The following is a 26,758-nucleotide window of genomic DNA, read 5'->3' as shown; positions in this document are numbered from 1 at the left end:
CGGAGGGCGGGCGGATCCGGCCTGCCCCCTTCGACAGGCTCAGGACATGCTTCGACAGGCTCAGGGATCGAACGCCGATCCGCCGACAGAATCGAGGGGCACCTCCCGGAGTCGAACGCCGCGACCGAAAACCGCCAGAATCATCAATCGGCCCGTGCTTGGCTGGAACGTCAGCCGGGTCGGGCCGATCTCCGGCCACCCGCGGAAGGGACGGATGACATGGCGGACCACCAGGTACGGGCGATGACCTGGAACCTCTGGTGGCGCTTCGGGCCACGCTGGCGTGATCGGCAACCCGGCATCCTGGAGACCCTGCGCCGGGCCGACCCGGATGTGGTCGCCCTGCAGGAGGTGTGGGCCGACGGCGAGACGTCGCAGGCCGACGAGCTGGCCGCCACGCTCGGCCGGCACGCCCGATTCGCCGGCCCGTCCTACCCGTTACCACCGCGGCAGCCGGCGGATCCCGATCACGTCGGCGTCGACCTCGGCATCGCGGTGCTCAGCCGGTGGCCGATCCTCGACGCGGAGATCACGGTGCTGCCGGCCCGGCACCGCGACTGGGATCCGGTGTCGCTGCTGGTCCGGGTCGACCATCCCGCCGGCCCGCTGCCGATCGTCGCGAGCTGCCTGGACTACGGCGTCGCCTACACCGACGACCGGATCGCCCAGGGTCGTCAGCTCGCCGACCTGGCCACCGATCCCCGGTTCGACGGGCCGTGCCCGGTGCTGCTGATGGGTGATCTCAACGCCGCGGCCGATTCGCCGACGCTGCGCTCGGTCGGCGATGTGCTGACCGACGCCTGGGTCGCGGGCGGGGGCGAGCCCGAGGCGGTCACGCTGCCGTCGAACCATCCGTCGGCGCCGCTGGAGGCCGGCCCGCAGTTGGTGGACCAGCGGATCGACCACATCTTCTTCCGGCCGGGTCACGAAGATCAGGAGGTGATCGTCGAAGGCGTACGGATCGCCGGTGACCCCGTGGCCGGGACCTACCCGTCCGACCACCGGGCCGTGATCGCCGACCTCCGCTGGCGGAACCGGACTTTGACCTGAGCCGGATCAGTCCTCGCCGAGGTAGGCCTTACGTACGTCCTCGTTGGTGAGCAGGTTGACGCCGGTGTCGTGCAGCACGATCCGGCCGACCTCGAGCACGTACCCGTAGTCGGCCAGCGACAACGCGGCCTGCGCGTTCTGCTCGACCAGCAGGATCGTGACGCCCTCGGACTTCAGCTCGGCGATCGTGGTCATGATCCGCTGCATCATGATCGGCGACAGCCCCATCGAGGGCTCGTCCAGCATCAGCAGCTTCGGGCCACTCATCATCGCCCGCCCGATCGCGAGCATCTGCTGCTCGCCGCCGGAGAACAGTCCGGCCGGCTGGCCCCGGCGCGAGGCCAGCACGTCGAAGAGTTCGTACACCCGGTGCAGGTCGCGCTGGATGCCGGCCCGATCCCGCCGGGCGAACGCGCCCAGCAGCAGGTTCTCCTCGACCGACAGTCGCGGGAAGATCCGGCGGCCCTCCGGCGACTGCGCGATCCCGCGACGGACGATCTCGTGCGCCGGCGTGCCGTCCAGCCGCTGGCCGTCGAACCAGATCTCGCCGGATTCGACCGGCAGCAGCCCGGACAGCGTCCGCAGCGTCGTCGTCTTGCCGGCGCCGTTGGTCCCGATCAGGGTGACCACCTGGCCCTGGTCGACCGTGAAGGTGATCCCCTTCACCGCCCGGACCCGGCCGTAGGCGACCTTGAGATCCTTCACCTCAAGCATTCCGCGGCCCTCCGTCCCCGACGATGCCATCGGGCTCCGTGCCCTCCGGCTCGGCCGGCCCGGTGCCGATGTAGGCCTCGATCACCTGAGGATCGGACTGGACGACCTCCGGGGTCCCCTCGACCAGCACCTTGCCCTGCATCAGGCAGACCACCCGGTCGCAGAGGCTGAAGATGAACCGCATGTCGTGCTCGATCACCACCACGGCCAGCCCGAGATCGCGGATCCGCAGGATCAGCTCCTCGGCCTGCCGGGTCTCCTGCGGGTTCATCCCGGCGGTCGGTTCGTCGAGCAAGATCAACTTTGGCTCGGTGGCCAGCGCCCGGGCGATCTCCAGCCGCCGCTGATCACCGTAGGACAGGTTCCGCGCCAGGTGGTCGGCCGAGCTGCCGATCCCGACGAAGTCGAGCAGTTGGTTGGCCATCTCCTTCGTCTCCCGCTCCTCCCGGCGGAACTTCCAGCCGCGGATGATCGAGGTGAACGGCCCCGAACTGGTCCGGCAGTAGCGGCCGACCATCACGTTCTCCAGCGCGGTCATGTTGGCGAACAGCCGGATGTTCTGGAACGTCCGGGCCATCCCCGCCTTGACCACCCGGCGCGGCTTGGGCGGCAGCACGGCGCCCTGGAAGACGACCTGACCGGAGGTGGGCTGGTAGAGCCCGGTCAGACAGTTGAAGAAGGTGGTCTTGCCCGCGCCGTTGGGGCCGATCAGGCCGACGATCTCACCCAGTCCCACGGAGAAGTCGACCTGATCGACCGCGACCAGGCCGCCGAACCGCATCGAGACACCCTGCGCCGTCAGGATCTGCAGATCGGGATCGACTCCCCGCAATTGCGGTGCCAGTTCGGTCGTCATGCTCGGGCCCCCTCGTTCGACGGTACGCTCTCGCCTTCGTCGAGCTTGTCGGCAAGCTCCTCATCGTCCTCGTGGAACTCCAGCTGGCGGCGTCGGCTCGGCACGATGCCCTCCGGCCGGAACCGCATCATCACGATCAGCAGCACGCCGAACAGCAACAGCCGCAGCTCGGCGAACTCACGCAGCTTCTCCGGCGCCAGCTTGAGCAGCGTCGCGCCGACCAGCACGCCGACCACCGTGCCCATGCCGCCGAGGACCACCGCCGACAGCAGGAACGCCGACTCCAGGAACACGAACTGCCCGGGCGTGATCGAGATGTCGTGGTGCGCCTTGATCGAACCGGCGACGCCGGCCAGGAACGCGCCACCGGCGAAGGCGAACAGCTTCAGCCCGAAGGTGTTCACTCCCATCGCCTCGGCCGCCTTCTCGTCCTCCCGGATCGCCACCCAGCCGCGGCCGATCCGGCTGTTGTTCAGTCGGACCACGATCAAGATCACGATCAGCAGCACGAACAGCAGCAGGAAGTAGTAGTTGGCGAATCGCGGCAACGGATCGAAGATGCCGAGGAACGGCGGCGGGTCGCCGAAGTCGTAGCCGAAGGGATCGAGGTCGGGAATCGCGGGAATGCCGTTCGGCCCGTGGGTCAGGTCCGGCCCGGAGATCCCGTCCAGGTTGAGCATCGCGATCCGGAAGATCTCGCCGAACGCCAGCGTGACGATCGCCAGGTAGTCACCGGAGACCCGCAAGGTCGGCGACCCGATGATCAGGCCGAGGACCGCCGTGACCGTACCGCTGATCAAGATCACCAGCGGGAACGGCGGCTGGAAGTTGATGGTGGCGAACGCCGACTGGGAGAGCATGGCCGAGACGTACGCCCCGGCGCCGAGGAAGGCGATGTAGCCGAGGTCGAGCAGGCCGGCCAGGCCGACCACGATGTTCAGCCCCAGCGCCGTCATGGCGAAGATGATCACCTGGGTGGCGATCGAGAGGTTGGCGTCGGAGCTGCCCTGGCTGAACGGGAACAGGATCGCGGCGAGGATCGCGGCCGTCACCAGCACTGGCCGGCGCCGGGCCGAGATGCCCGAATACCAGGCCATCACCCCGCCCCGGATCAACACCGCGGCCGCGGCCCCGAGGAAGGCGATGAAACAGACGAAGCCGCCGCCGTCGTCGAAGTCGAGGGCGAACACGACCGCGGAGAACGCGGCCCCCATGAAGACCGCGACGGCGAGGATCTCGACCACGACCGGCGCCTCCAGCCGGCCGAACCCCGGATCCGGTGCCGGCGCGAGCAACCGGGTCCCGGCGAACGCGATCAGTCCGCCGGCCAGCGCGATCCAGCCGCCCGGCTCGATGTTGACCAGGCCGCCGAGCTCCAGCCCGATGGTGATCACGATCAGGCCCAGATAGATCAGGGCTCCGGTGGCCGCCGCCTTGGCCAGCCGGCGCCAACCCGGCGCCAGGCTCCCGCGCCGGGTCGGCCGCAGCCGGTCCAGCAGCGTGCCGGCGACGATCACCACCCCGAGCGCGAGTGCGAGCAGCTGCAGCACCGACGGATAGAGCAGCACCGACATGTCGTCCAGCGCGGCGTCGTCGTAGGCCCATGGCAGGAACGGAGCGATGATGATCAACGCCCCGCCGGCGATCGCGAGGATCCAGGCAAACGGCTCGGTCCGCCTGATCAACTCCGGGGTGATCAGCTGGGGCAGGCCCAGCCGTGATGGTCCGCTCATGCGCGATCGACCACCCGGGCGCCGAGCAGACCCTGCGGCCGGAACACCAGAACCAAGATCAACAGCACGAAGGCCCAGACGTCCTTCCAGGCCGACCCGCTGAACGGGATCGCGGTGGCCAGCGCCTCGGCCATCCCGAGCACCAGGCCGCCGAGCACCGCGCCGTAGATGTTGCCGATGCCGCCGAGCACCGCGGCGGTGAAGGCCTTCAGGCCGGCCAGGAAGCCCATGTTGAACTGCACCTGGGTGTAGCGCAGGCCGTACGCCAGCCCGGCGACCGCGGCCAGCGCGGCCCCGACACCGAAGGCCAACATGATGATCTTGTCGACGTTGATGCCCATCAGCCGGGCCGTGTCCGGGTCCTGCGACGAGGCCTGCATGGCCCGGCCGAGCCGGCTCCGGTTCACGAACAGATAGAGCACGACGGTGCAGATCGCCAGCGCGATCAGGGTGAAGATCGCCCCGCGCTGGATGGAGACGCCGGGCGCCAGCGGGATCGCCGCCCCGCTGATCAGCTCGAGCTGCGGGAAGATCACCGCGGCCTTGGCGCTGGGGAAGCCAGGGATCCGGTCGTAGAACAACCGGACGATCTCCTGGAGCATGATCGAGACGCCGATCGCGGTGATGAACGGTGCTAATCGGGGCGCGCTGCGTAACGGTCGATAGGCGAATCGCTCCATCAACAACGCCGCGCCGACCGCCACCGCCATCCCGCCGATCAGCATGATCGGCAGGATCCACAGCGCGACCGGCCGTCCCGGGAAAAGCAACCAGACCGACACGGCGCCGAAGCCGCCGAGCATGAAGATCTCGCCGTGGGCGAAGTTGATCAACTGCACGATGCCGTAGACCACCGTGTAGCCGACGGCGATCAAGGCGTACATCGCGCCGAGCGAGAGTCCGTCAATCAGCTGCTGAAGCAGCACCACGTGGGTAACTCCTCATCTTCCGTCCCAACCCAGCCCTGATATGGACTCGGCGCGAGGCTCCGGGTGGGAGTCCTCGCGCCGAGGGACGATGATCGACTAACTACCGGTCTTGACGCCGACCCACTTCTGTTGCTGCACCTCGTAGACGGTGAGCACCTTGGTCGTCGCGTCGCCGTACTCATCGAAGGAGATCTTGCCGCTGGCGCCGTCGAAGCTGACCTTGCCGATCGCGTCGATCGTCGCCTGGCGGGCGCTCTCCGCGTCCGTGGCATCCTTCAGCGACACCTTCAGACCCTCGATGATCGCCCGGGCCGCGTCGTAGGAGTACGGGCCGTAGGCGGCGTAGGGCTCCTTGAAGCCGGCGGCGCCGTACGCGTCGATGAAGGTCTTCGCCGACGGCAGATCCTCCGGCGGAGCGCCGACCGAGGTCGCCAGGTCACCGTCGGACTTGGCACCGGCCTGCTCGATGAAGGCCGGATCGAAGATGCCGTCACCGCCCATCAGCGGGATGTTCAGGCCGGCGGCCTTCATCTGCTGGCTCAGCGGGCCCGCCTCCGGGTACTGGCCGCCGTAGTACAGCGCCTCCGGGTTCGAAGCCTTGATCTTGCTGATCACGGCCGAGAAGTCCTTTTCGTCCGGGTTGACCGTCTCGGCCGCGACGACCTGACCGCCCAACTCGGTGAACGCCTCGGTGAACGTCTTGACCAGGCCGGCGCCGTAGGTCCGCTTGTCGTTGACCGTCGCGACCTTGGTGAACTTGGCCGTGTCGTACAGGTACTTCGCCGCGAACGGACCCTGGATGTCATCGGTGGCGCAGGTCCGGAAGTAGCTCGGGTAGAGCCGGCTCGGGTTGTCCGCGAAGTCCTCGCCACGGGTCAGCGACGGGTTCGTGTTGGCCGGTGACACCATCGCGATCTTCTGCGCGCTGAGGATCGGCGCCACGGCCTGAGCCACGTCGGAGTTCAGGGTGCCGACCACGCCGATGATCTCCGGATCGGAGGCCAGCGAGGTCGCCGCCGTCTGACCGACGTCGTTCTTCGCCTCGTCGTCCTTGGCGTCGAGCTCCAGCGTCCAGCCCGGGATCTCGTTGTTCTTGTTGGCCTCCTGGATCGCCAGGTCGACCGAGTTCCGGATGCCGAGGCCCAGTGCCGACAGCCCGCCGCTCAGCGGAGCGACGACGCCGATCTTGGCAATCTTCTTCTCACCCCCGCCGCCCGGCTCGGTGCCACCCCCGTCGCCGCCGCGCTGACCACAGCCGGTCAGCACCATCGCCGCGCTGATGAGGGCCGCAACCCCTACCGTCGCAAGCCGTCGATTACGCACTATTCCTCCTCCTGGCCAGCTCAACCGTGAGCTGGGTGTACGGCAACGGCAGCTGCCCACGCAGACCTGACAGCACCGCTGGTTGGTCGAGCATGATGCACCCTACGACGAGTCACCGCTTCGATGTCCAGTTCGCGGGTGGCGTTATCGCGTTCGTTACACACGAGCGGCCGACGAGACGATCCCCCGCTCACCGGCCGCTGCACGCTACTTCTTCTTGGAGCCGGCCCCGTGCTCGATGACGCCTTCGGCCACCTCGCGCATGGACTTGCGCAGATCCATCGCGGTCTTCTGGATCCACCGGAACGCCTCCGGCTCGGTGAGGCTCAGACCGGCCTGCAGCATCCCCTTGGCCCGATCGACGATCTTGCGCGACTCCAGCCGCTCGGACAGGTCGCTGACCTCGGCCTCAACGGCCTTGATCTCGGCGAACCGGGCCGCGGCGATCTCGATCGCCGGCACCAGATCCGACTTGCCGAAGGGCTTGACCACGTACGCCATCGCGCCGGCCTTGCTGGCCCGGTCGACCAGCTCGCGCTGGCTGAACGCGGTCAGCATCACCACCGGGGCGATGCGCTCGCCGGCGATCTTCTCCGCGGCACTGATCCCGTCCAGCTTCGGCATCTTCACGTCCATGACCACCAGGTCGGGCCGCAGCTCCATGGCCAGCTCGATCGCCTGCTCGCCATCGCCGGCCTCACCGACGACCTCGTAGCCCTCTTCGGTGAGCATTTCGACCAGGTCGGTGCGGATCAGCACCTCGTCCTCGGCCACCAGGACACGGGTGGGCGAGGTGGCCGCGGGGTCGTTCTTCTCGTTCGTCACGGGTGACACTTTAGAGCAGGCGTGTTACTGGGCCGATTCAGCACTCGGCTCCGGCACGCCCACCGCCGGGAGCGGGACGATCCGCGATCTCCGTTCGGCGTGTGGCAGAATGTTCCGGGCTCCGGCCGGAGTGGCGGAATGGTATACGCGGGCGACTCAAAATCGTCTGTCCGAGAGGACATAGGGGTTCGAGTCCCCTCTCCGGCACCCTTTGTAGGACAGGGATTGCGGGCTGCAGTTCAGGGATGCAGCACATGCAGGGCGGGATCGCCGGCCTGCTGCCGACTGTGTTCGAGCAGCCGCGGATAGTCGGCGGCGATGCCGCCGAGCAGGGTCTCCACCGCCGTCTCGACGTCGCGGTCGGTGAGCGGCGCGTGGCCGAACAGGACCCGGTGGTGCACCAGCGAGCCGAGCAGATCGACGGCGAGTTCGAGATCAAGATCACGACGGAGATCACCGCGGTCCACCGCCCGGATCAGGGTCCGCCGGACCGCGTCCCGTGGCGGATCGAACAGGGTCGCCATGAACGCGGCGTGTAGCTCGGGGTCGGCGGCGCAGTCGGCGAGCAGCGGCCCGATCACGTCCGGCGGCAGTCGCCGGAAGGCGGCGACGAAGATCCCGATGGCCTCGCCCAGGTCGCACATGGTGCAACCGGTGTCCGGCACGTCGATCCCGCCCAGCCGTCCGGCCAACGCCGCCAGCACCAGAGCCTGCCGGGTCGGCCAGCGCCGATAGAGCGCGGGCTTGGTCGTGCCGGCCCGGCGCGCGACCTCCTCAACCGACAACCGGCGGTAACCGGTCTCACCCAGCAGCGTCAGCGTCGCGTCCAACGCGGCCACGTCGATCTCGGCGCTCCGCGGCCGGCCACCCCGCCGCGATTCCATCCGCCTATCCATCCCCGAAGTCTAGCCATTGCAATACGCCACGTAACGAAATCGCCGACTTGTCAGAACTGAGTTGTGCCATAGGGCTACTCAGTTCTGACAAGTCGGCTGAAGGTGGGTCAGAGGGGGGCGCCGATGCGGCGGACGCGGACCATGTTGGTGTGGCCGGCGACGCCGGGTGGGGAGCCGGCGACGATGACCACCCGCTCGCCCTCGGCGATCCGGCCGGACTCGATCAGGGCCCGGTCGACCTGGCGGATCATGTCGTCGGTGTGGCCGACCATCGGCACCAGGAACGACTCGATCCCCCAGCTCAGGGTGAGCGCCTGCCGGGTGGCCTCGATCGGGGTGAAGGCCAGCACCGGGATGGAGGACCGGAGCCGGGACATCCGCCGGGCGGAGTCGCCGGTGTGGGTGAAGGCGACCAGATACTTCGCGTCGATCCGCTCCGCCACCTCGGCGGCGGCCTTGGTGATCACCCCGCTGGTGGTGTGCGGATCCCAGAGGATGTCGTGCACCTGCTCCAGGCCGTGCGACTCGGTGTTGTCGACGATCCGGGCCATCGTCTCGACCGTCTTCACCGGATACTGGCCGACGCTGGTCTCGCCGGACAGCATCACCGCGTCCGCGCCGTCCAGGATGGCGTTGGCCACATCGGAGGCCTCGGCCCGGGTCGGCCGGGGGGCGGAGATCATCGACTCCAGCATCTGGGTGGCGACGATCACCGGCTTGGCCCAGCGGCGGGCCGCGGTGACGATCTGCTTCTGCACCAGCGGCACCTCCTCCAGCGGCAACTCGACGCCGAGATCACCGCGGGCGACCATGAACGCGTCGAACGCGTCGATGATCTCGTCCAGGTTCTCCACCGCCTGCGGCTTCTCGATCTTGGCGATCACCGGCAGCCGCCGGCCCTCCTCGTCCATGATCTTGTGCACGATGTCGACGTCGGCCGCGTTGCGGACGAAGGACAGCGCGATCATGTCGACACCGTGCTGGAGGGCCCAGCGCAGATCCTCGGTGTCCTTCTCGCTCATCGCCGGGACGCTGACCGCGACCCCCGGCAGGTTGATCCCCTTGTTGTTGCTGATCGGCCCGCCGACCATCACCCGGGTCACCACGTCGGTGTCGGTGACCGAGGTGGCCTTGAGCATCAGCCGGCCGTCGTCGATCAAGATCGTGTCGCCGGCCTTCACGTCGCCGGGCAGTTCCTTGAACGTCGTCGAGCAACGCCGGGCGTCGCCCTCGATGTCGTCGGTGGTGATCGTGAAAGTCGCGCCGTAGGCCAAGACCTCCTTGCCGGCCGCGAACCGGCCGAGCCGGATCTTCGGGCCCTGCAGGTCGGCCAGGACGCCGACCGGCCGGCCGGTGATCTTGGCGGCGCGGCGGACACCGGTCAGGTTGTGTTCATGATCGGCGTAGTCGCCGTGGCTCATGTTCAGCCGAGCCACGTCCATTCCGGCCGACACGAGTTCGATGAGGCGCTCCGGGGCCGACGTAGCCGGGCCCAGGGTGCAGACAATTTTGGCTCTTCGCACGGATCGACACTAGCGAACTCCGGGCCGCACGGAATTCGGGGTCTCAGCCGGCCCGGACGAGCTCGAGGGCGTGCGCCAGATCCTCGGGGTAATCGGACTCGAAGCTGACGTATTCCTGGGATCGCGGGTGGGTGAAGCCGAGCCGGACCGCGTGCAGCCACTGCCGGTCGAGGCCGAGCCGGGCCGCCAGCGCCGGATTCGCGCCGTACATCGGATCGCCGACGCAGGGATGCTTGATCGCCGCCATATGGACCCGGATCTGGTGGGTCCGGCCGGTCTCCAGCTTCACCTCGAGCAGGGTGGCGCCGACGAAGGCCTCGAGGGTCGTGTAGTGGGTGGTGCTGTGCCGGCCACCGTCCATGATCGCCATCTTGTAGTCGGCCGTCGGATGCCGGCCGATCGGCGCCTCGATCGTGCCGTGGAACGGGTCGGGGTGGCCCTGCACCAGCGTGTGGTACGTCTTGTCCACCGTCCGGGAACGGAACGCCCGCTTCAGCATCGTGTACGCGTGCTCACTCTTCGCGACCACCATCAGCCCGGAGGTGCCGACGTCGAGTCGCTGCACGATCCCCTGCCGCTCCGGCACCCCGGAGGTGGTGATCCGGAAGCCGGCGCCGGCGAGATGGCCGAGCACCGAGGGGCCGGACCAACCGACGCTCGGATGGGCGGCGACGCCGACCGGCTTGTCGATCACCACGATGTCGTCGTCGTCGTGCACGATCCTCAGGCCGGCCACGGTCTGCGGCACCACCTGGGCCTCGGCCCGGTCGTCCTCCAACTCGACCTCGAGCATCGCGTGCGCCCGGACCCGGTCGGACTTCTGCGCCGCCTTGCCGTCGAGTGCGACCCGGCCCTGGTCGATCAGGCCGGCGATCCGGCTGCGGGACAGGCCGAGCATCCGGGCCACGGCGGCGTCCAGCCGTTCGCCGTCCAGCCCGTCCGGGATCAGCATCACCCGGGTGTCACTCACCCGGAGCTCACCGTTCGGTGCTCGCCGGGCCCGGCTCGCGGGGCGCGTCCCGCGCCGCCTGGTCGTCGCCCGACCGCCGGGTCGGGGCCAGCCGTTTCCCGTCCAGGCCGATGTTCTTGATCACCGAGAGGACGATGATCAAGATCGCCGCGCCGGTGATGCACATGTCGGCGACGTTGAAGATCGGCCAGTACGGCAGCTGCAGGAAGTCGACCACGTGGCCGTGCAGCACCCCGGGCTCCCGGAAGATCCGGTCGATCAGATTGCCGGCCACCCCGGCCGACACCAGGCCGAGCGCCACCGCCCAGCCGGTGTGGCCGACCCGCCGGGCGAGGAAGATCACCACCACCGCCAGCACGCAGGCCGACAGGACGGCGAAGACCGGGGTGAAGTTCTCGCCGAGGCTGAACGCGGCCCCGGGATTGCGGACCAACTGCAGCCGCAGCAGACCGCCGAGCAGCTGGACCGGGTCGCCCGGATCCAGCCAACGGACCGCCATCGTCTTGGTGATCACGTCCAGCGTGACCCCCGCCACGGCGACGGCAGCATAGAGCAGCCGGAGTCGCAGCAAACTGGTTCGCGGCCGGGACTCGTCCCGGTCCGCCGGATTCTCGGTTATCGCCGTTCCTCGCGTTGCTTGCAGGTGACACACAGGGTGGCCCGCGGGAAGGCGAGCAGTCGCCCCTTGCCGATCGGGTTGCCGCAATTGTCGCAGCTGCCATAGCTGCCCTGCTCGATGTGCCGCAGGGCCAGCCGGGACTGCTCCAGCATCTCCGAGGCGTTGTTCACCAGGGACATCTCGGCGTCCCGCTCGAAGTTGGCGGAGCCGACATCGGCCGGATCGCGGCCGGCGCCTTCGGCGCCGTCGCGGAGCATGCCGACCAACTCGGCGTTGGAGGCGGCGAGCTGTTCGGCGAACCGCTCGATGTCCGCTTCGAGGGTCTCCTTCACCTCGTCCAGCTCGGCCTTGGTCCAGGGGTCCTCGCCCTCCCGGACCGGGAGCGAGGAAGGCTTGACGGGTTTGACGGCAGGTGCGGCGTCGCTGTGCATGGTGTCGCTCCGAGGGGTCTGGGCTGTTTCGGCCGGGTTGGTGGTCGAGGCAGTGCGGCCGGTGTCTGGCCGTTTCTTGGTCGCTGGGGCTGGACGAGACTGAGTCGACCGACGCGGCGTCGATGGACTCGGGGCCCGCTTCGCCGGCGTCCGCTTGGCGGTCCCGGAGGATCGCTTCGCGGTCGGCGCCGGCGAGCTCGACCGCTTCGCGGTCGGGCCGGTCTTCGTCGTCGGCTTGGCTGCCGACTTGGCTGCCCGTTTCTGCACGGCCGGGGTCGCCGGGGTGGTGTCGACCCGCTTCGACCGTGATCCCTTCGAAGCTGCTGCCTTCGGTGCGTTCGATCCCGCGGAACTGGAACGCGATCCGGTCGACGCCGAACCCGATGACCGCCCGCCCGTGGCCGGCGGCTTCTTCGCCGAGGACTTCTTGGCAGTACTCATCGGATCCCCCCTTCGGGGTATTGCGGTGTCGTCCGGAGTCTCCGGGTAGCAGTGACCCAAGGAGAGTAGGGGCGATTCGCTCTATCTTCAACGATGAGATGGCGTTTCGTCACCGTTTTCCCGAATCTTGGAGCGGAAGATTCGAACGCTCTCAGGAACGTCGGCGGCGCCCCGGTTCTAGGGCGTAACGTGACTGAGCCCCGCACCGTGGGTGCGGGGCTCGGTCCGGTTCGGACGACGGTCAGGCGGTGCCGATGATCAGCGCTGGTCGCCGAGCAGGGCGTCCAGTCGAGGCGTGTCACTGGCCGATCCGCCGCCGAGTGTCGGCGAATCGTTGTCGGAGCCGTAGACGCCATTGCGCTGGCTGTTGTCCCGGGAGCCGCGCTCGGGCTTGTCGTCCAGATCGCGCACCACCTGCGGCGTGTCGTGCGGTTCGGCGCGCGACGCCTCGAGGGTGTCGATGTGCCGCCGCAGCTGGCCGGTCAGGTTGCTGCGGAAGTTCGCCTCGAAGTTCCGCAGCTCGCGGACCGAGGTGCTCAGCAGGTCGCGCTGACGCTCGAGCTCGCTGAACATGTCGATCCGGCGCTGCTCGATCTCGCGGTCGAGCTGAGCCGCCCGGGAGGTGGCGTCGGACTGCACCCGTTCGGCGTTCACCCGGGCCTCGGACTCGACCCGCTCGGCTCGCGTCCGGGCGTCGGTCGTCACCTGGTGGGCGGACCGGTTGGCCTCCTCGCGGATCCGGTTCGCGTCCTCCTCGGCCTCGGCCGTCAGCCGCTCCGCCTGCTCCGTCGACAACTCGACCAGGCGCACGACGGCGGCGCTGGCCTCCTTGCCGGTGGAGACGACGAGGGTCTGCTTCCCGTCGTGCTGCGGCATCGCGGCCGGTTGCAGCATCGTCGTGTCGACGGGACCGCTGTCCTGAACTGGCGCGGACCGCAGTGACTCGACCTGCTTCTTGAGGTTCTTGTTCTCCTCGATCAGCTGCGCAAAGGCCTCTTCGACCTCGTCGACAAACTCATCGACCTCCAGGACTTCGTACCCCGACTTGCGGGCCATCCGGAAGCGCTTGTTGCGCACATCGTCCAGCGACAGCGTCATCGTTCACCTCAAACAATCGGAACTCGGAACCGTGATGCGTCCGTTACCCATCTGCCTTACCGTACCGAATTCGAGCCTAATGCACACATCCGGCGATGAGCCAGACTCAACTGCTGAAGAACACCAGTGCGTTGATCCTCATCAATATGCTCACCGCGATTGCCAACCCGATGAATGCCAAGTCCAGCATCATCGAGCCGATCCGGACCGGGCGCAGCACCTTGCGCAGCAGCCGCAGTGGCGGGTCGGTGATCGAATAGATGCCCTCGGCGACCACCAACATGGCCCCCCGTGGCTCCCAGTCACGAACCAGCACCGGCACCCAGGACAGGATCATCCGGGCGAACAGAACCATCAGGAACAGCCACAGGACAAAGTTGATGATGAGACCGATGATGACCATCTGAGCCACGTGCCTCGCGTTCGTTTCGACATCCGACCAGGTCGTGACCTCAGACTATCGTGCCGGCTCCCGTCCCCGAGCACCGCGGCCCGGCCTGAACCGACCCCCGGTCAACTCTGGTTGAAAAACCCGCCCGCGATGCGTTCCTTGTCCTCCGCCGTCACATTGATGTTCGGCGGCGACAGCAGGAACACCTTGCTGGTCACGCGATCGATACTGCCACGGACCGCAAAAATCAGGCCCGCCGCGAAGTCCACCAGCCGCCGCGCGTCGCTGTCGTCCATCTCGGTCAGGTTCATGATCACCGGCACGCCGTCACGGAAGTGCTCGCCGATCGTCCTGGCCTCGTTGAACGTGCGCGGGTGCACGGTGATGATGCGGGAGATGTCGGCGGGCCGGGGCGCGACGGACGGCCGCGGGGCGGCCGGCTGCGGTGCCGTGGCGGTGGCCGAGACCACGGTCGGAGCCGGCCGCTTGGTCTCCAGGTTGGTCACCTTGGAGTCCTCGGGCCGGCTCGCCTCGGTCGGCACGCCGGCGGTGGGCTCGTCCTGCCCGGGCTGGTCGTCGTACTCGGAATACCGGTCGTCGGTGACCAGCCCGAGCCATGCAGCCGCTCGCTTCAACCTGTCCGCCATCTGACCGCCCTCACACGTCGATCCCTCATACGCCGATATACATGGGTCCGTCTCGGGACGGTATCGACATTACCGGCGAAGAACTCCCAGGCCGCGAACCTCGAACCCGTGTCGCGTCGGCGTTATCGCCGGTGATCCCGTGGTCACCGTCTATTTCAGGAAGTCCGGGACGTCCAGATCGTCGTCGGCCGGAGGCTGCGGGGCCGGTCGGACCGGCGGCTGACTCGGCTGGTGATTCGGCCGGGCGCTCGGGCCGTTCTGCGGCACCGGCACCGGCTGCTGGGACGGCGCACCGGGCGCACGCTGGCCGGGCTGCTGCGCCGGCGCCGGCTGCCTCGGCGCCCCGCCGTCGGGCTGCCGCTGGTGGTTGACCGGCTGCTGCTGCGGGGCCGGCGGCTGCGACTGCTGCCCCGGTTGCGGCTGGGCCTGCTGCTGCGACCGGGACAGGCCGGGCTGCCGGCTGATCCCCTGCTGCCGGCGCGGCGGCTCGCCGCCTTCGAAGCCGGCTGCGATCACGGTGACCCGCACCTCGTCGCCGAGCGCGTCGTCGATCACGGTGCCGAAGATGATGTTGGCTTCCTCGTGCGCCGACTCCTGGATCAGCGTGGCCGCGGCCGACACCTCGAACAGGCCGAGGTCGGAACCGCCGGCGATCGAGATCAGCACGCCGTGCGCGCCCTCGATGCTCGCTTCCAGCAGCGGTGAGGAGACCGCCATGTCGGCGGCGGCCCGGGCCCGGTCCTCACCGCGCGCCGAACCGATGCCCATCAACGCCGAGCCGGCGTTGGACATGACCGACTTCACATCGGCGAAGTCGAGGTTGATCAAACCGGGCGTGGTGATCAACTCGGTGATGCCGGAGACGCCCTGCAGCAGCACCTGATCGGCCTGCCGGAAGGCGTCCAGGATCGCGATCTGCTGGTTGTCCATCATCGACAGCAGCTTGTCGTTCGGGATCACGATCAGCGTGTCGACCTCCTCGCGGAGGTTGGCGATCCCGTCCTCGGCCTGCACCGAGCGACGCTTGCCCTCGAAGGCGAACGGCCGGGTGACCACTCCGATCGTCAGCGCGCCCATCGCGCGGGCGACCCGGGCCACGACGGGCGCGCCGCCGGTGCCCGTACCGCCGCCCTCACCGGCCGTGACGAAGACCATGTCGGCGCCCTTCAGCGCCTCTTCGATGTCCTGGGCGTGATCCTCGGCAGCCTGCTTGCCCTTCTCCGGATCAGCGCCGGCACCGAGCCCGCGGGTCAGATCCCGCCCGATGTCGAGCTTCACATCGGCGTCGCTCATCAGCAACGCCTGCGCGTCAGTGTTGACCGCGATGAACTCGACTCCCCGTAATCCGGCTTCGATCATCCGGTTGACTGCGTTGACCCCGCCGCCCCCGACGCCGACAACCTTGATCACGGCCACGTAATTCGTTGACGCAGAAACCACGAACCTCCGCCTCTTTCCTGCTCAATGACTACTGGACCCTGCTCACCCAGGTTGTTGCCAAGTCTTGACCTTGGGAAGCGATCGAGAGTTAGACCAGGCGTTCCGGCAAGGCTAAGAGGTCGTCACCGGCAGCGTCCATCACCCCCACCTAGACACGCCAAACAGCCGGAATTCCCTCCACCTGAACCTCAGCTTTACGCGAGTTTGCCGGCGCGCTCCGATGATCGCGCCCCGATCGCGGATCGAGGGTTCAGCGGATCGCCGGGTGGTGCGGCGCGGAGACGTTGTAGACCTTGCCCTTCCGCTCCAGCAGTTTCACCAGCACGGTGGCCTTCAGCGCGGACTCGTCCGCGGTCCCCCAGATCACCCGGTCGCCGTCGGTCAGCTCGAGCTCGATCGAGCTCTCATTGGTCGCCGTGATCACCTCGACCCGCTTCCGCAGCGCCGCGGGCAGCGCGGCCGCGACCAGGCCGACCTGCTCGGCCAGCCGGGTGTTGCCGGCGTTCAGTTCGGCGAGCACGACACCGGCCGGGAGCTTGGCGATCCGGCGGTACGGCACGCCGTGCCGATCCAGCAGCAGGTACGCGTCGCCGTCGTCGACCGCGATCACCGCGGTGCGTTCGCGCACCATGATCACGACCGTGTCCGGATACTGCCGGGTCACCTCGACCGACTCGACCGGCGTCAGCTCCGCCACCCGGCCGGCGATGCCGTCGATGTCCTGCCGGGCCAGCGGCTGATCGAGCGGCACGTCGGCCGCGGCGAGCACGTCGGCCTCGGCCACCACCGTGATGCCGCGCACCTCGACCTGCTTGGTGCCGAGCACGCTGGAGAACCCGACCAGCCAGACGGCCCCACCGGCCAGCGCGAGCACCAGCAGCCCGATCAGCACGAACGGCCAGCGCCGGCGGCGGCGCCGGTAGAGCAGGGACGCGCTGCCGGCCCGGGACGTCGTCGGCCGGCCCGCCGTCGCCGTGCGGTTCATCGCGTCCCCGGGTGGCTCACGTCAGCTCCCGTACCGGCGGCGCAGTTCGTCGACGATCTTGGGAGCGACCTTGGTCACGTCGCCGCAGCCGACGGTCACCACGACATCGCCGGGGCGGGCGATCCCGGCCACGGTCGGCGCCGCCTCGTCCCACACCGGTTGATAGGTGACGGTGGCCGTGCCGGGCCGGATCGCGTCGGCGACCAGGGCACCCGTGATTCCCTCGATCGGGTCCTCCCGATCACCGCAGACGTCCATCACGATCACCTCGTCGGCGACCTCCAGGGCGGCCGCGAACTCGCGCCAGAAGTCTCGAGTGCGGGTGTAGAGGTGCGGCTGGAAACAGATCACCACCCGGCCGTCGCCGGCCGCCGGCCGAGCCGCGGTGAGCATGTTGGCCACCTCGGTCGGGTGATGCGAATAGTCGTCGTAGACCCGGACGTCGTTCACGGTCCCGATCAGTTCGAACCGGCGGTGGGTGCCGCCGAACTGGCCGAGCGCCGCCCGTACGGCCGCGTCGTCGCCGCCGAGATACGTCGCCACCGCGTAGGTCGCGGCGGCGTTCAGCGCGTTGTAGCGGGCCGGCACGGTCAGCCGCACCTGGCCGCCGGTGCCGCGCCGGGTGTCGGTCAGCGTGAAGGTCGAGCCGCCGCCGGCCAGCTCCAGGTCGGTCAGCCGCAGGTCGGCGGTCTCGCTCAGTCCGAAGGTGATGATCTCCGGCGCCGCCGCCCCTTCGACGAGCTCAGGGGACGTCCGGGTGGAGATCGTCTTGACCAGCTCGACCGCGCCCGGATCGTCGGCGCTGACCACCAGCAGCTTCAGCTCCGGCTTGGTGGCGAACCGGACGAAACCGTCCGCGTAGGCCGCCGGGGTGCCCCAGTTGGTCAGGTGATCGGGATCGACGTTGGTCACCACGGCGACCTCGGCCGGGTACTGCAGGAACGAGCCGTCACTCTCGTCGGCCTCGACCACCATCGCGTCGCCGGAGCCGATGTGGCCGCCGGTCTTGCTGCCGAGGAACGAGCCGCCGATCAGATAGGACGGGTCAGCCCCGACCTCGGTCAGCACCCGGGCGATCATCGCCGTGGTCGTGGTCTTGCCGTGGGTGCCGGCGACCGCGACCCCGCGCCGGCCGAGCATCAGCGAACCCAGCGCCTCACTGCGGTGCAGCACCCGCAAGCCCCGCGCCCGCGCCTCGGCCAGCTCCGGGTTGTCCTCCCGGATCGCCGACGACGCGATCACCGTCCTGGCGTCGCCGAGCTGCTCGGCCGCGTGTCCGACGTAGGTCCGGGCGCCGCGTTTGGTCAACGCCTGCAGGTATCCCGAGTCCTGCCGGTCGCTGCCGCTGACCTCGTAGCCGAGGTCGAGGAAGGCCGAGGCGATCCCGTTCATCCCGGAGCCGCCGATGGCGATGAAATGGACCGGCGGGAGTTGCTCGACACCGATCAGTTCGGTCGGCGTGATCAAGCCCATGACTGTGCTACCTCCAGGGTTCGAGCGGCAAGATCGGCGGCGGCGTCGGTGCGGCCGACGTCACGACTGGCGGCCGACATCCGGGTCAGCCGTTCCGGGTCCAAGATCAACTCCGGGATCCGGGCCCGGGCCCATTCCGGGGTGCAGTCGGCGTCCTCGAGCAGTTCGCCGCCGCCGGCCTCGACCACGCCGGCCGCGTTCCGGCGCTGCTCGCCGTTGCCCACCGGGTACGGCACGTAGACGGCCGGCAGCCCGATCGCGGACGTCTCCATCACCGTGTTCGCGCCGCACCGGCCGAGCATCAGGTCCGCCGCCGCGTAGGCGAGCTCCATCCGCTCCACGTACGCCAGCGGCGCGTAGACGGCACCGGTGTCCGGGTCGGTCCGGCGCACCGTCTCGGCGGTGACGTTCTTCGGGCCGAGCGCGTGCAGCACCTGGATGCCGGCCCGGAGCAGGTCGTCCACCGATTCGATCACGGCCCGGTTGATGCTGGCCGCGCCCTGCGAACCGCCGCTGACCAACAGCGTCGGCTGATCGGGCGCGAGGTCGAACTCCTTCCGGGCGTCGTCGCGCCGGCCGGCCCGGTCGAGCTCGGTGATGGCGCGGCGCAGCGGCAGCCCGATGCACTGGGCGTGCGGCAGCGGGGTGGCCGGGAAGGACGTGTAGACGTGGTCGGTGAACCGCGCCGCCAGCTTGTTGGCCAGGCCGGGCACGATGTTGCCTTCATGGATCACGATCGGCAGTCCGAGCCGGCGCGCCGCCAGATAGGCCGGGGTGGAGACGTAGCCGCCGAAGCCGAGCAGCACCGAGGCCTGTTTCGACCGCAGCACGTCGGCGGCGGCCGAAATCGCGCGGTTCAGCCGGACCGGGACCTTGATCAGATCGAGGCCGGGCCGGCGCGGCATCGGCACCGGCGGGATCAGTTCCAGCGGCAGTCCGGCCGCGGGGATCACCGTCGTCTCCAGGCCGCGCTCGGTGCCGATCGCGGTGAGTTGCGCCTCCGGCGCCTGACGCCGCAGTTCTTCGGCGGTGGCGATCAGGGGTGACGTGTGGCCGGCACTACCGCCGCCGGCCAGGACGACGCTGAGCGAGCGGCCCTGTGGCCCGCTCGTCGGGCGGGCCTCCGGTTCGCTCATCGAGGTGGTCTCATCGGGTCCGTGCCTTACCGGGGTTGATCTTGCTGGACTTGGCGGCCTTGGCGGCCTTGGTGTTCTTCGCGGCCGGCGCGGACCGGCCGGGCTTCGCCGTCTTGGCGGTCTTGACGGTCTTGACGGTCTTGGCGGTCTTGGTGGGCCGACCGCGGTGCCCGACCACAGTAGTCATCTCGGGCGGGGTGCGGCCCGACCGGCGGGCCAGGAAGGTGCGGGCGGCCGGCTCGTTCCGGGCACAGGTCAGCAGCACGCCGACCGCCATCAGGCTCGAGATCAGCGCCGAGCCGCCGTAGGACAGGAACGGCAGCGGAACGCCGGCGACCGGCAGCAGCCGGAGCACGACCGCGAGGTTGATCAGCGCCTGAACCATCAACCAGACGGTAACGCCGGCGGCCGCATACCGGAAGAACGGGTGGTCGCTGCGCATCGCGATCCGGATCCCGGCGTAGCCGAGGACCAGGAAGAGCGCCAGCACGATCACGCTGCCGAACAGCCCCAGCTCCTCGCCGATGACGGCGAAGATGAAGTCGGTGTGCGCCTCCGGCAGGCCGCCCCACTTCTGCCGGCTGCCGCCGATCCCACTGCCCCACCAGCCGCCCGACGCCACCGCGAGCAGACCGGCGTTGGTCTGGTCGTTGGCGCCGCCGAGATCGGCGGTCGGGTCGAGGAACGCCGCCAGCCGGGTCATCCGGTTGGGGCTGGCCAGGAACAACCCGACCATGCCCGCGATTCCGGTGCCGGCGATCGCGATGAAGATGCGCATCGGCGCGCCGACGATCCAGAGCACGCCGACCATGATGCTGGCGACCACGACCGCGGTCCCGGCGTCGCGCTGGAACACCACCAGCAGCACGATGATCAACGTCGCCGGCAGATAGGGAATGATCAGGTGCCGCGGCTGGTCGAGCAGTTTGTCCTTGCGGGCCAGCACATCGGCGCCCCAGACCACGATGGCGAGCTTGGCGAACTCGGCCGGCTGGATCATGAACAGCGAGGAGCCGAAGTAGAGCCAGTTCTGGTTGCCGCCGACGCTCACCCCGAGCGGGGTGTAGGTCAAGATCAACAGGATCGCGGCCAGCGCCAGGCCGGCCCAGGCCAGCACCCGCAGGATACGGGGCGGCAGCCTCATCATCAACAGTCCGCCGGCGATCCCGATGCCGAGGAAGATCGCCTGCCGCTTGACGTAGTAGTAGGCGTCGCCGTAGTTCAGCTCGGCCGAGACGCTGGAGGCGGAGAGCACCATCAGCATGCCCAGTGCGACCAGGATCCCGGTCGCGCCGAGCACCAGGTGGAAGCTGGCCAGCGGGCGCTCCAGCACGGCCTCGAGCCAGGCTCCGGCCGACCGTCGGGACCGCGTCCCCGGCAGCAGCCCGCTGCGCTCCGGCTCGCCGTCGACGGAGTCGGCCCCGGCTTCGCGTTGGAACGGTCCGGTCACGGTCGCCACGGGTCGCTCCCTTTCTCTCCTACCCGACCCCGCCGGCCGTAGGGCGGGGGCGTCACCCGCCCGGCAGCTCGGCCACGGCCGCGGCGAAGGCCTCGCCCCGGGCGGCGTAATCGGTGTACATGTCCTTACTGGCGCATCCCGGGGCGAGCAGCACTGCATCACCCGGTCTGGCCAGGGAAGCAGCCGCCGTCACGGCCTGAGCCATGGCCCTAGTCTCCGCCGAGTCGACCCTAATCACCGGGACCTGAGGCGCGTGTCGGCCGAGCGCCCCGGCGATCAGGTCGGCGTCGACCCCGAGCAACACCGCGCCGCGCAGCCGGTCCGCGTGCTTGATGATCAACTCGTCGAAGGTGGTGCCCTTGGCCTGGCCCCCGGCGACCCAGACCACCGACTCGAACGCGGTCAGCGCGGCGTCGGCGGCGTGCGGGTTGGTGGCCTTGGAGTCGTCGACGTAGGTGACGCCCTTCAGCACCGCGACGGTCTCGATCTTGTGCGGTCCGAGCCGGACCGCGCGCAGGCCGTCGCGGACCGCGGTCGCGGGCACGCCGAAGGACCGGGCCAGTGCCGCCGCGGCAAGAGCGTTGGCAACGTTGTGCGGCGCGGCCGGCAGCACGTCGGCGACCTTGGCCAGCTCCAGCGCCGAGTCGGCCCGCTGCGGGATGAAGGCGCGGTCGACGATCAGGTCGTCGACGATGCCGACCATCGAGCGGTCCGGGATGCCGAGCGTGAAGCCGATCGCCCGGGCCCCTTCGACGACCTCGGCGTCCATCACCATCTGCTCGGTCGCCGGGTCGGCCACGTTGTAGACACAGCTGGCCTGGACCCGCTCGTAGATCTTGGCCTTGGCCGCCCCGTAGTTCTCGGTCGATCCGTGCCACTCCAGATGGTCGGGCTGCAGGTTGAGCACCGCGGCGGAGTGCAGGGACAGCGAGTCCGACCAGTGCAGCTGGTGGCTGGACAGCTCGACGGCGAGGACGTCGTACGGCTGCGGGTCGAGCACGATCTCCATGATCGGCCGGCCGATGTTGCCGACGGCGGCCGTCCGCAGCCCGGCGGCGCTGAGCATCGCCTCCAGCATCAGCGTGGTCGAGGTCTTGCCGTTGGTGCCGGTGATGCCGATCCACGGGATGATCTTGTTCGGCCGGCTCAGCCGCCAGGCCAGCTCGACCTCGCTCCAGACCGGGACGCCGCGGGCGGCGGCCTGGACCATCAGCGGCGCGGTCGGCGGGAAGCCGGTGGTGATCACCAGGTGCGCCTCGTCCGGCAGCGTCGCGGTGGAGCCCGGGCCGAGCCGGACCTCGGCGTCGAGCGTGCGCAGCAGGGTGGCCCGCTCGCCGACCTGCTCGTTGTCGGCGTCGTCCAGCACCAGCACCCGGGCCCCGAACTCGAGCAGCGCGTCGGCCGCGGCGAAGCCGGCCACGCCGAGGCCGGCGATGATCACCCGGGCCTGCGGCCAGGGCGAGGCGCCGTCGGCGGTCGGCAGCCAGCTCGGGCTCATCGGGCTTGCCCTTCGACAGGCTCAGGGAACGTCAATGTCGTCATGTTCCGGCCACCCATTCCGCGTAGAAGATTCCCAGGCCGGCGGCGACGAACAGGCCGGCCACGATCCAGAAGCGCATCACGATCGTCACCTGCTGCCAGCCCAACAGCTCGAAGTGGTGGTGCAGTGGTGACATCTTGAACAGCCGGCGACCCTTGGTCGCCTTGAAGAAGCCGACCTGCAGGATCACCGAGGCGACCTCGATCACCAGCAGGCCGCCGAGGATGACCAACAACAGCTCGGTCCGGGTGAAGATCGCCAGCCCGGCCAGCGCGCCGCCGAGCGAGAGCGAGCCGGTGTCGCCCATGAAGATCTTGGCCGGTTCGGCGTTCCACCAGAGGAAGCCGAAGCAGGCCCCGGCGAGCGCGATCGCCACCACGGCGAGGTCGTACGGGTCGCGCACCTCGTAGCACTTCGGCCCGGCCGAGGCGACGGAGGCGCAGGACTGGTTGAACTGCCAGATGTTCACCAGCGTGTACGCGCCGAAGATCATCACGCAGGCGCCGGAGGCCAGGCCGTCCAGGCCGTCGGTCAGGTTCACCCCGTTGCTGGCGGCCGCGATCAGCAGCATCACCCAGATGATCACCAGGACCACCGGCAACTGCAGGAAGTCGATGTCGCGGAGGAACGAGATCGCGTTCGAGGCCGGCGTGATCCCCCGCTCGTCCGGGAACTGCAGTGACAAGATCGCGAACGTGATCGCGACCAGCGACTGGCCGAGCAGCTTGGCCTTGCTGCGAAGGCCGAGCGAGCGCTGGTTCCTGATCTTGAGGAAGTCGTCCAGGAAGCCGACCACGCCGAGCCCGGCGAACAGGAACAGCACCAGCACGGCCGAGGCCGACGGTGCCGTCCAGGTCAGCAGGTGACTGATCGCGTACGCGCCGACGACCGCGACGATGATCACCAGGCCGCCCATCGTCGGGGTGCCCCGCTTGGTGTGGTGCGAGGTCGGCCCGTCGTCGCGGATCAGCTGGCCGTACCCCTTGCGGACCAGGAAGGTGATCGCCAACCGGGTGCCGAGCAGGGTGCCCAACAGGGCCAGCGCGCCGGCGAAGACAATCGTTCTCACGGGCGTTCCTCGGCGGTCAGGATCGCGTCGGCCACCACATCCAGGGCCAGCCCGCGGGACGCCTTGACCAGCACGGTGTCGCCCGGCTCGGCCTCGACCAACTGCACCGCCTCGTCGGCGTCGGTGGCCGCGGTCGCCTCGGCCAGGCCGGCCTTGCGGGCCGCGCCGACATAGACCGGGCCGTACTCGCCGACCCCGATCAACCGCTGCACGCCGCGCTGGGCCGCGTACCGGCCGATCGCCCGGTGCTCGCTGTCGGCGACCTCGCCGAGCTCGAGCATGTCGCCGAGCACCGCCCAGACCCGGGCGTCCGGCCACTGCTGGGCCCGGCCGGCGGCCAGCTCGGTCAACGCGTCGATGGCCGCCCGCATCGACTCGGGGTTGGCGTTGTAGGCGTCGTTCAGCACCAGGACGCCGTCCGACCGCTCGGACAGCTCCATCCGGAACCGCGACCGGGGCTCGGCGGCGGAGAGCCGCTCGACCACGTCCGGGAACGGCACGCCGACAGCCAGCGCCGCGGCCGCGGCCGAGACCGCGTTGCCGACCTGGTGCCGGCCGATCATCCGCAGCCGGACCTGGCCGTCGCCCTCGGTCTCGGGCAGCCGGGCGTGCAGGGTGAAGCCGTAATGACCGGCCCGGTCGCCGGACAGCCGGGTGGCCCAGACGGCACGGTCGGTGCCCGGGTCGTGGCCGACCCCGGCCGCGATCACCCGGCCCTTGGTCCGGTCCCGCATGGCCCAGACCAGCGGATCGTCCGCGGTCAGCACCGCGGTGCCGTCCTCGGTCAGCGCCTCGACCAGCTCGCCCTTGGTCTGCGCGATCGCCTCGACACTGCCGAACTCGCCGACGTGGGCGCTGCCGACGTTGAGCACCACCGAGACGTCGGGCGGGGTCAGTTCGCAGAGGTACGCGATGTGGCCGACTCCGCGGGCGCCGTGTTCGGCGACCAGGAACCGGGTCTGCGGCTCGACCCGGGCCACGGTCAGCGGCACACCGATCTCAGTGTTCAGGTTGCCGAGCGGCGCGATCGTCGGCGCGGTCGGCTCGAGCAACTGGGCGACCAGATCCTTGCAGGAGGTCTTGCCCTGGGATCCGGTGATCGCGACCACCCGCAGCCCGTCGGCCCGGGACTTGTCCACCAGGTGCCGCGTGATCCGGCCGAGCGCCAGCAGCGGAGCGGGCACCACCAGCTGCGGTCCGTCGCCGTCCACCGGGTGCTCCACCAGCGCCAGCGCCGCACCGGCCGCCCAGGCGGTCGCCACGAAGTCGTGACCGTCGACCCGCTCCCCCGGCAGGGCGACGAACAGGGAACCCGGCTTGACCGTCCGCGAGTCCACCGTCAGATCGGTGATCACCCGCGCCCGGTCGACGGTGCCGGACAGACTCGAGCCGGACTCGGGCGAGGCCCCCGCCGTCGGCTCGGACAACAGGTCGGCCACCTCGCCAGTGGTCAACTCGATCATCGAAATCCTTCCCTGTTCTGATCTCCCGCACCGGTGCGGGACGCGGCGGCCCCCCACAGGCCCCCGCCAAACTACGACTGACTGCCGGCTTGCCCCGCCGGCTCCAAGCGCCGCCACTCCTCGATCGCGACGGTCGCGTCGTCGAACGGCAGCAGGTCGGTGCCGATCTGCTGGCCCTGTTCATGCCCCTTGCCCAGGATCGCGATCACGTCGCCCGACCGGGACAACCGTAATGCGGCGGCGATCGCCGCTCGACGGTCCCCTCCGTCCAGCACGGTGGTGGTGCCCGCCCGAGCCCGCTCGGTCGCCCGGGCGCCGGCCAGCGCCGCGGCCCGGATCGTCGCCGGATCCTCGGTCCGCGGGTTGTCGTCGGTGATCACCACCACGTCGGCCCGCTCGGCCGCCGCCGCCCCCATCGGGCCGCGCTTGTCCGGATCCCGGTCACCGCCGCAGCCGACGACCACGATCCGCCGCCCGCGGAGCGGCACCCCCGGATCATCGCCGCCGGGTGCCGTCGCCGGATCCGTCCCCGCCGGCAGCGCGTCGATGGCAGCGGCGATGGCCTGCGGGGTGTGCGCGAAGTCGACATAGACCGCCGGCGCGGCACCGCCCAGCCGGACCCGCTGCATCCGGCCCGGCACGTCGGCGGCCAGGCCGGCGATCGCGGTGTCGAGATCGAAGGCCGGGCCGTCGGCCAGCAGGAGGTCGAGTACGGCGAGCGCGGTGAGCCCATTGCGGACGTTGAAGTCACCCGGCAGCCGCATCGCGAACTCGCGCCCGCCACTCGGCGTCCGGGCGGTGATCATGGTCTGTTCGGCGCTGCCGCGGACCGTCACCGGCGCGTAGTCGGCCGCGGCCGCGGTGCCGATCGTGCGGACCGGGATCGCGGCGGCCTGCAGCCGGCCGACCAGCTCCCGGCCCCGCGGGTCGTCGGAGTTGATCACCGCCGCCCTGGTCCGCTCGGCGGTGAACAACCGCGCCTTCGCCTCGAAGTAGTGATCCAGGCTCGGATGGAAATCCAGGTGATCACGACCGAGGTTGGTGAACGCCGCCACGTCGAACCGGATCGGATCGGTCCGGCCCTGGTCCAGCGCGTGCGAGGTGACTTCCATGATCACCGTGTCGGCGCCGCGCTCGACCATCTGCGCCAGCAGGCTCTGCAGCTCCGGCGCCTCCGGGGTCGTGATCGTGGTCCGGTCCGCCGGCAGCTCGACCCCGTCCAGCCGGAAGCCCATCGTGCCGATCATGCCGACCCGGCGGCCGGCGGCCAGCAGCGCGGCCTCGAGCAGCGAACAGGTGGTGGTCTTGCCGTTGGTCCCGGTGACCGCGATCATCGTCAGCCGCTCGGCCGGCTCGCCGTACACCCGGGCCGCCAGCGGCCCCATCGCCGCGCGCGGGTCGGCCAGCTCGATCACCGGAACGCCGATCGGATCGGCGCCGGACTCGATCAGCTCGCGACCGGCGGCGTCGGTGACGATCGCCACCGCGCCGGCCCGGACCGCGGCCGGCGCGAACCGCGCACCGTGGGTGGCCAGCCCGGGCAGCGCCACGAAGATCCCGCCCGGCCGGACCAGGCGGTCACTCAGGCTGACGCCCGACACCGGGGTGTCAGGCAGGCCCGGCTGGTCGAACAGGTCGGACAATCGGCACGGTTCAGGCAGTCGGGACGATGGCGGCACCCCCGAGCCGCCGGGGGGATCGGAATTCACTGGCCCGACGCTATCGACTGGAGGGGGTGCCGAGAAAG

Annotated in this window: 25 protein-coding genes and 1 tRNA gene; 3 read left to right on the top strand and 23 right to left on the bottom strand. The window is 69.7% G+C overall.

Translation table 11 applies throughout. The features are described from left to right. Nucleotides 1–219: 219 nt before the first annotated feature. Nucleotides 220–1,050 (top strand): endonuclease/exonuclease/phosphatase family protein, encoded by an 831-nt coding sequence (locus FNH24_RS08550; protein ID WP_161606053.1) that lies wholly within the window; start codon nt 220–222, stop codon nt 1,048–1,050. 6 nt (nt 1,051–1,056) lie between these two features. Here FNH24_RS08550 and FNH24_RS08545 read toward each other — a convergent pair whose 3' ends face one another. From FNH24_RS08545 to FNH24_RS08520, 6 genes are all read right to left on the bottom strand, one after another. Next, nucleotides 1,057–1,764, bottom strand: coding sequence for an ABC transporter ATP-binding protein (locus FNH24_RS08545; protein WP_152361736.1), 708 nt, complete (start codon nt 1,762–1,764; stop codon nt 1,057–1,059). Continuing rightward, the gene (locus FNH24_RS08540) at nt 1,757–2,620 is read right to left on the bottom strand and encodes an ABC transporter ATP-binding protein (RefSeq protein WP_217428106.1); all 864 of its coding nucleotides are present in this window, start codon (nt 2,618–2,620) and stop codon (nt 1,757–1,759) included. The genes FNH24_RS08545 and FNH24_RS08540 overlap by 8 nt, the downstream gene beginning before the upstream one ends. After that, entirely contained in the window at nt 2,617–4,353 is a 1,737-nt protein-coding gene (locus tag FNH24_RS08535) for a branched-chain amino acid ABC transporter permease (RefSeq protein WP_152361735.1), read from the bottom strand. Before FNH24_RS08535 ends, FNH24_RS08540 begins: the two co-directional genes overlap by 4 nt. After that, complete coding sequence (locus FNH24_RS08530) at nt 4,350–5,282, bottom strand: branched-chain amino acid ABC transporter permease (RefSeq protein ID WP_246186811.1); 933 nt, start codon at nt 5,280–5,282, stop codon at nt 4,350–4,352. The genes FNH24_RS08535 and FNH24_RS08530 overlap by 4 nt, the downstream gene beginning before the upstream one ends. Nucleotides 5,283–5,378: 96 nt before the next feature. Beyond that, the gene (locus FNH24_RS08525) at nt 5,379–6,551 is read right to left on the bottom strand and encodes a branched-chain amino acid ABC transporter substrate-binding protein (protein WP_152361734.1); all 1,173 of its coding nucleotides are present in this window, start codon (nt 6,549–6,551) and stop codon (nt 5,379–5,381) included. A 261-nt stretch (nt 6,552–6,812) separates the two neighbouring features. Next, nucleotides 6,813–7,430 carry an ANTAR domain-containing response regulator gene (locus FNH24_RS08520; RefSeq protein ID WP_152361733.1) on the bottom strand — a complete coding sequence of 206 codons (618 nt, stop codon included), beginning with the start codon at nt 7,428–7,430 and terminating at the stop codon, nt 6,813–6,815. A 124-nt stretch (nt 7,431–7,554) separates the two neighbouring features. Between FNH24_RS08520 and FNH24_RS08515 the strand changes: the two genes are divergently transcribed. Beyond that, nucleotides 7,555–7,637: transfer RNA gene (locus tag FNH24_RS08515), tRNA-Leu, on the top strand. Between the two features lie 32 nt (nt 7,638–7,669). On the opposite strand, the gene FNH24_RS08510 is transcribed toward FNH24_RS08515, so the two are convergent. The 5 genes from FNH24_RS08510 to FNH24_RS08490 all read right to left on the bottom strand — a co-directional run bounded on the left by FNH24_RS08510 (nt 7,670) and on the right by FNH24_RS08490 (nt 11,869). Continuing rightward, on the bottom strand, nt 7,670–8,326 hold the full coding sequence (locus FNH24_RS08510; protein WP_152361732.1) for a TetR/AcrR family transcriptional regulator: 657 nt from the start codon (nt 8,324–8,326) through the stop codon (nt 7,670–7,672). Between the two features lie 107 nt (nt 8,327–8,433). Next, entirely contained in the window at nt 8,434–9,849 is a 1,416-nt protein-coding gene (pyk, locus tag FNH24_RS08505; RefSeq protein ID WP_152361731.1) for a pyruvate kinase, read from the bottom strand. 43 nt (nt 9,850–9,892) lie between these two features. Next, the gene (locus FNH24_RS08500) at nt 9,893–10,801 is read right to left on the bottom strand and encodes an RluA family pseudouridine synthase (RefSeq protein WP_152361801.1); all 909 of its coding nucleotides are present in this window, start codon (nt 10,799–10,801) and stop codon (nt 9,893–9,895) included. 25 nt (nt 10,802–10,826) lie between these two features. Next, nucleotides 10,827–11,471 carry a signal peptidase II gene (gene lspA / locus FNH24_RS08495; RefSeq protein ID WP_281351023.1) on the bottom strand — a complete coding sequence of 215 codons (645 nt, stop codon included), beginning with the start codon at nt 11,469–11,471 and terminating at the stop codon, nt 10,827–10,829. After that, nucleotides 11,435–11,869, bottom strand: coding sequence for a TraR/DksA family transcriptional regulator (locus FNH24_RS08490; RefSeq protein WP_152361730.1), 435 nt, complete (start codon nt 11,867–11,869; stop codon nt 11,435–11,437). The genes lspA and FNH24_RS08490 overlap by 37 nt, the downstream gene beginning before the upstream one ends. Nucleotides 11,870–12,023: 154 nt before the next feature. On the opposite strand from FNH24_RS08490, the gene FNH24_RS08485 reads away from it, so the two are divergent. Continuing rightward, nucleotides 12,024–12,359 carry a hypothetical protein gene (locus FNH24_RS08485; RefSeq protein WP_152361729.1) on the top strand — a complete coding sequence of 112 codons (336 nt, stop codon included), beginning with the start codon at nt 12,024–12,026 and terminating at the stop codon, nt 12,357–12,359. A 209-nt stretch (nt 12,360–12,568) separates the two neighbouring features. Here the strand turns inward: FNH24_RS08485 and FNH24_RS08480 are convergent, their stop codons facing one another. From FNH24_RS08480 to FNH24_RS08425, 12 genes are all read right to left on the bottom strand, one after another. Continuing rightward, nucleotides 12,569–13,408, bottom strand: a complete 840-nt coding sequence (locus tag FNH24_RS08480; RefSeq protein ID WP_152361728.1) for a DivIVA domain-containing protein — start codon at nt 13,406–13,408, stop codon at nt 12,569–12,571. A 106-nt stretch (nt 13,409–13,514) separates the two neighbouring features. Continuing rightward, nucleotides 13,515–13,811, bottom strand: a complete 297-nt coding sequence (locus tag FNH24_RS08475) for a YggT family protein (protein ID WP_152361727.1) — start codon at nt 13,809–13,811, stop codon at nt 13,515–13,517. A 110-nt stretch (nt 13,812–13,921) separates the two neighbouring features. Next, on the bottom strand, nt 13,922–14,446 hold the full coding sequence (locus FNH24_RS08470; RefSeq protein WP_152361726.1) for a cell division protein SepF: 525 nt from the start codon (nt 14,444–14,446) through the stop codon (nt 13,922–13,924). 150 nt (nt 14,447–14,596) lie between these two features. Further along, a complete protein-coding gene (gene ftsZ / locus FNH24_RS08465) occupies nt 14,597–15,886 on the bottom strand; it encodes a cell division protein FtsZ (RefSeq protein WP_152361725.1) in 1,290 nt (429 codons plus the stop codon). 250 nt (nt 15,887–16,136) lie between these two features. Next, nucleotides 16,137–16,871, bottom strand: coding sequence for a cell division protein FtsQ/DivIB (locus FNH24_RS08460; protein WP_152361724.1), 735 nt, complete (start codon nt 16,869–16,871; stop codon nt 16,137–16,139). Nucleotides 16,872–16,892: 21 nt separating this feature from the next. Beyond that, on the bottom strand, nt 16,893–18,344 hold the full coding sequence (murC, locus tag FNH24_RS08455) for a UDP-N-acetylmuramate--L-alanine ligase (protein WP_152361723.1): 1,452 nt from the start codon (nt 18,342–18,344) through the stop codon (nt 16,893–16,895). Then, the gene (gene murG / locus FNH24_RS08450; RefSeq protein ID WP_152361722.1) at nt 18,335–19,480 is read right to left on the bottom strand and encodes an undecaprenyldiphospho-muramoylpentapeptide beta-N-acetylglucosaminyltransferase; all 1,146 of its coding nucleotides are present in this window, start codon (nt 19,478–19,480) and stop codon (nt 18,335–18,337) included. The genes murC and murG overlap by 10 nt, the downstream gene beginning before the upstream one ends. Nucleotides 19,481–19,490: 10 nt before the next feature. Further along, complete coding sequence (gene ftsW / locus FNH24_RS08445) at nt 19,491–20,939, bottom strand: putative lipid II flippase FtsW (protein ID WP_246186809.1); 1,449 nt, start codon at nt 20,937–20,939, stop codon at nt 19,491–19,493. A gap of 52 nt (nt 20,940–20,991) precedes the next feature. Next, nucleotides 20,992–22,437: a UDP-N-acetylmuramoyl-L-alanine--D-glutamate ligase gene (gene murD / locus FNH24_RS08440; protein WP_152361720.1), complete on the bottom strand. Its 1,446-nt coding sequence runs from the start codon at nt 22,435–22,437 to the stop codon at nt 20,992–20,994. A gap of 40 nt (nt 22,438–22,477) precedes the next feature. After that, nucleotides 22,478–23,548: a phospho-N-acetylmuramoyl-pentapeptide-transferase gene (mraY, locus tag FNH24_RS08435; protein WP_152361719.1), complete on the bottom strand. Its 1,071-nt coding sequence runs from the start codon at nt 23,546–23,548 to the stop codon at nt 22,478–22,480. After that, nucleotides 23,545–25,011, bottom strand: coding sequence for a UDP-N-acetylmuramoyl-tripeptide--D-alanyl-D-alanine ligase (locus FNH24_RS08430; RefSeq protein WP_152361718.1), 1,467 nt, complete (start codon nt 25,009–25,011; stop codon nt 23,545–23,547). The genes mraY and FNH24_RS08430 overlap by 4 nt, the downstream gene beginning before the upstream one ends. A 71-nt stretch (nt 25,012–25,082) precedes the next feature. Then, nucleotides 25,083–26,720 carry a UDP-N-acetylmuramoyl-L-alanyl-D-glutamate--2,6-diaminopimelate ligase gene (locus tag FNH24_RS08425; protein WP_152361717.1) on the bottom strand — a complete coding sequence of 546 codons (1,638 nt, stop codon included), beginning with the start codon at nt 26,718–26,720 and terminating at the stop codon, nt 25,083–25,085. Nucleotides 26,721–26,758: the final 38 nt, after the last annotated feature.

It is taken from the genome of Microlunatus speluncae (assembly GCF_009299835.1).
GTDB classification, from domain to species: domain Bacteria; phylum Actinomycetota; class Actinomycetes; order Propionibacteriales; family Propionibacteriaceae; genus Microlunatus; species Microlunatus speluncae.
This window is presented reverse-complemented; position numbering and strand designations above follow the sequence as displayed.

Excerpts from the sequence above, each read along its gene's own strand:
- FNH24_RS08550 (WP_161606053.1), top strand. The coding sequence starts at position 220 with ATGGCGGACCACCAGGTACGGGCGATGACCTGGAACCTCTGGTGGCGC.
- FNH24_RS08545 (WP_152361736.1), bottom strand. The coding sequence starts at position 1,764 with ATGCTTGAGGTGAAGGATCTCAAGGTCGCCTACGGCCGGGTCCGGGCG.
- FNH24_RS08540 (WP_217428106.1), bottom strand. The coding sequence starts at position 2,620 with ATGACGACCGAACTGGCACCGCAATTGCGGGGAGTCGATCCCGATCTG.
- FNH24_RS08535 (WP_152361735.1), bottom strand. The coding sequence starts at position 4,353 with ATGAGCGGACCATCACGGCTGGGCCTGCCCCAGCTGATCACCCCGGAG.
- FNH24_RS08525 (WP_152361734.1), bottom strand. The coding sequence starts at position 6,551 with ATGGTGCTGACCGGCTGTGGTCAGCGCGGCGGCGACGGGGGTGGCACC.
- FNH24_RS08510 (WP_152361732.1), bottom strand. The coding sequence starts at position 8,326 with ATGGATAGGCGGATGGAATCGCGGCGGGGTGGCCGGCCGCGGAGCGCC.
- FNH24_RS08500 (WP_152361801.1), bottom strand. The coding sequence starts at position 10,801 with ATGCTGATCCCGGACGGGCTGGACGGCGAACGGCTGGACGCCGCCGTG.
- FNH24_RS08490 (WP_152361730.1), bottom strand. The coding sequence starts at position 11,869 with ATGCACAGCGACGCCGCACCTGCCGTCAAACCCGTCAAGCCTTCCTCG.
- FNH24_RS08480 (WP_152361728.1), bottom strand. The coding sequence starts at position 13,408 with ATGACGCTGTCGCTGGACGATGTGCGCAACAAGCGCTTCCGGATGGCC.
- FNH24_RS08475 (WP_152361727.1), bottom strand. The coding sequence starts at position 13,811 with ATGGTCATCATCGGTCTCATCATCAACTTTGTCCTGTGGCTGTTCCTG.
- FNH24_RS08470 (WP_152361726.1), bottom strand. The coding sequence starts at position 14,446 with ATGGCGGACAGGTTGAAGCGAGCGGCTGCATGGCTCGGGCTGGTCACC.
- FNH24_RS08460 (WP_152361724.1), bottom strand. The coding sequence starts at position 16,871 with ATGAACCGCACGGCGACGGCGGGCCGGCCGACGACGTCCCGGGCCGGC.
- murC (WP_152361723.1), bottom strand. The coding sequence starts at position 18,344 with ATGGGCTTGATCACGCCGACCGAACTGATCGGTGTCGAGCAACTCCCG.
- murG (WP_152361722.1), bottom strand. The coding sequence starts at position 19,480 with ATGAGCGAACCGGAGGCCCGCCCGACGAGCGGGCCACAGGGCCGCTCG.
- murD (WP_152361720.1), bottom strand. The coding sequence starts at position 22,437 with ATGAGCCCGAGCTGGCTGCCGACCGCCGACGGCGCCTCGCCCTGGCCG.
- FNH24_RS08430 (WP_152361718.1), bottom strand. The coding sequence starts at position 25,011 with ATGATCGAGTTGACCACTGGCGAGGTGGCCGACCTGTTGTCCGAGCCG.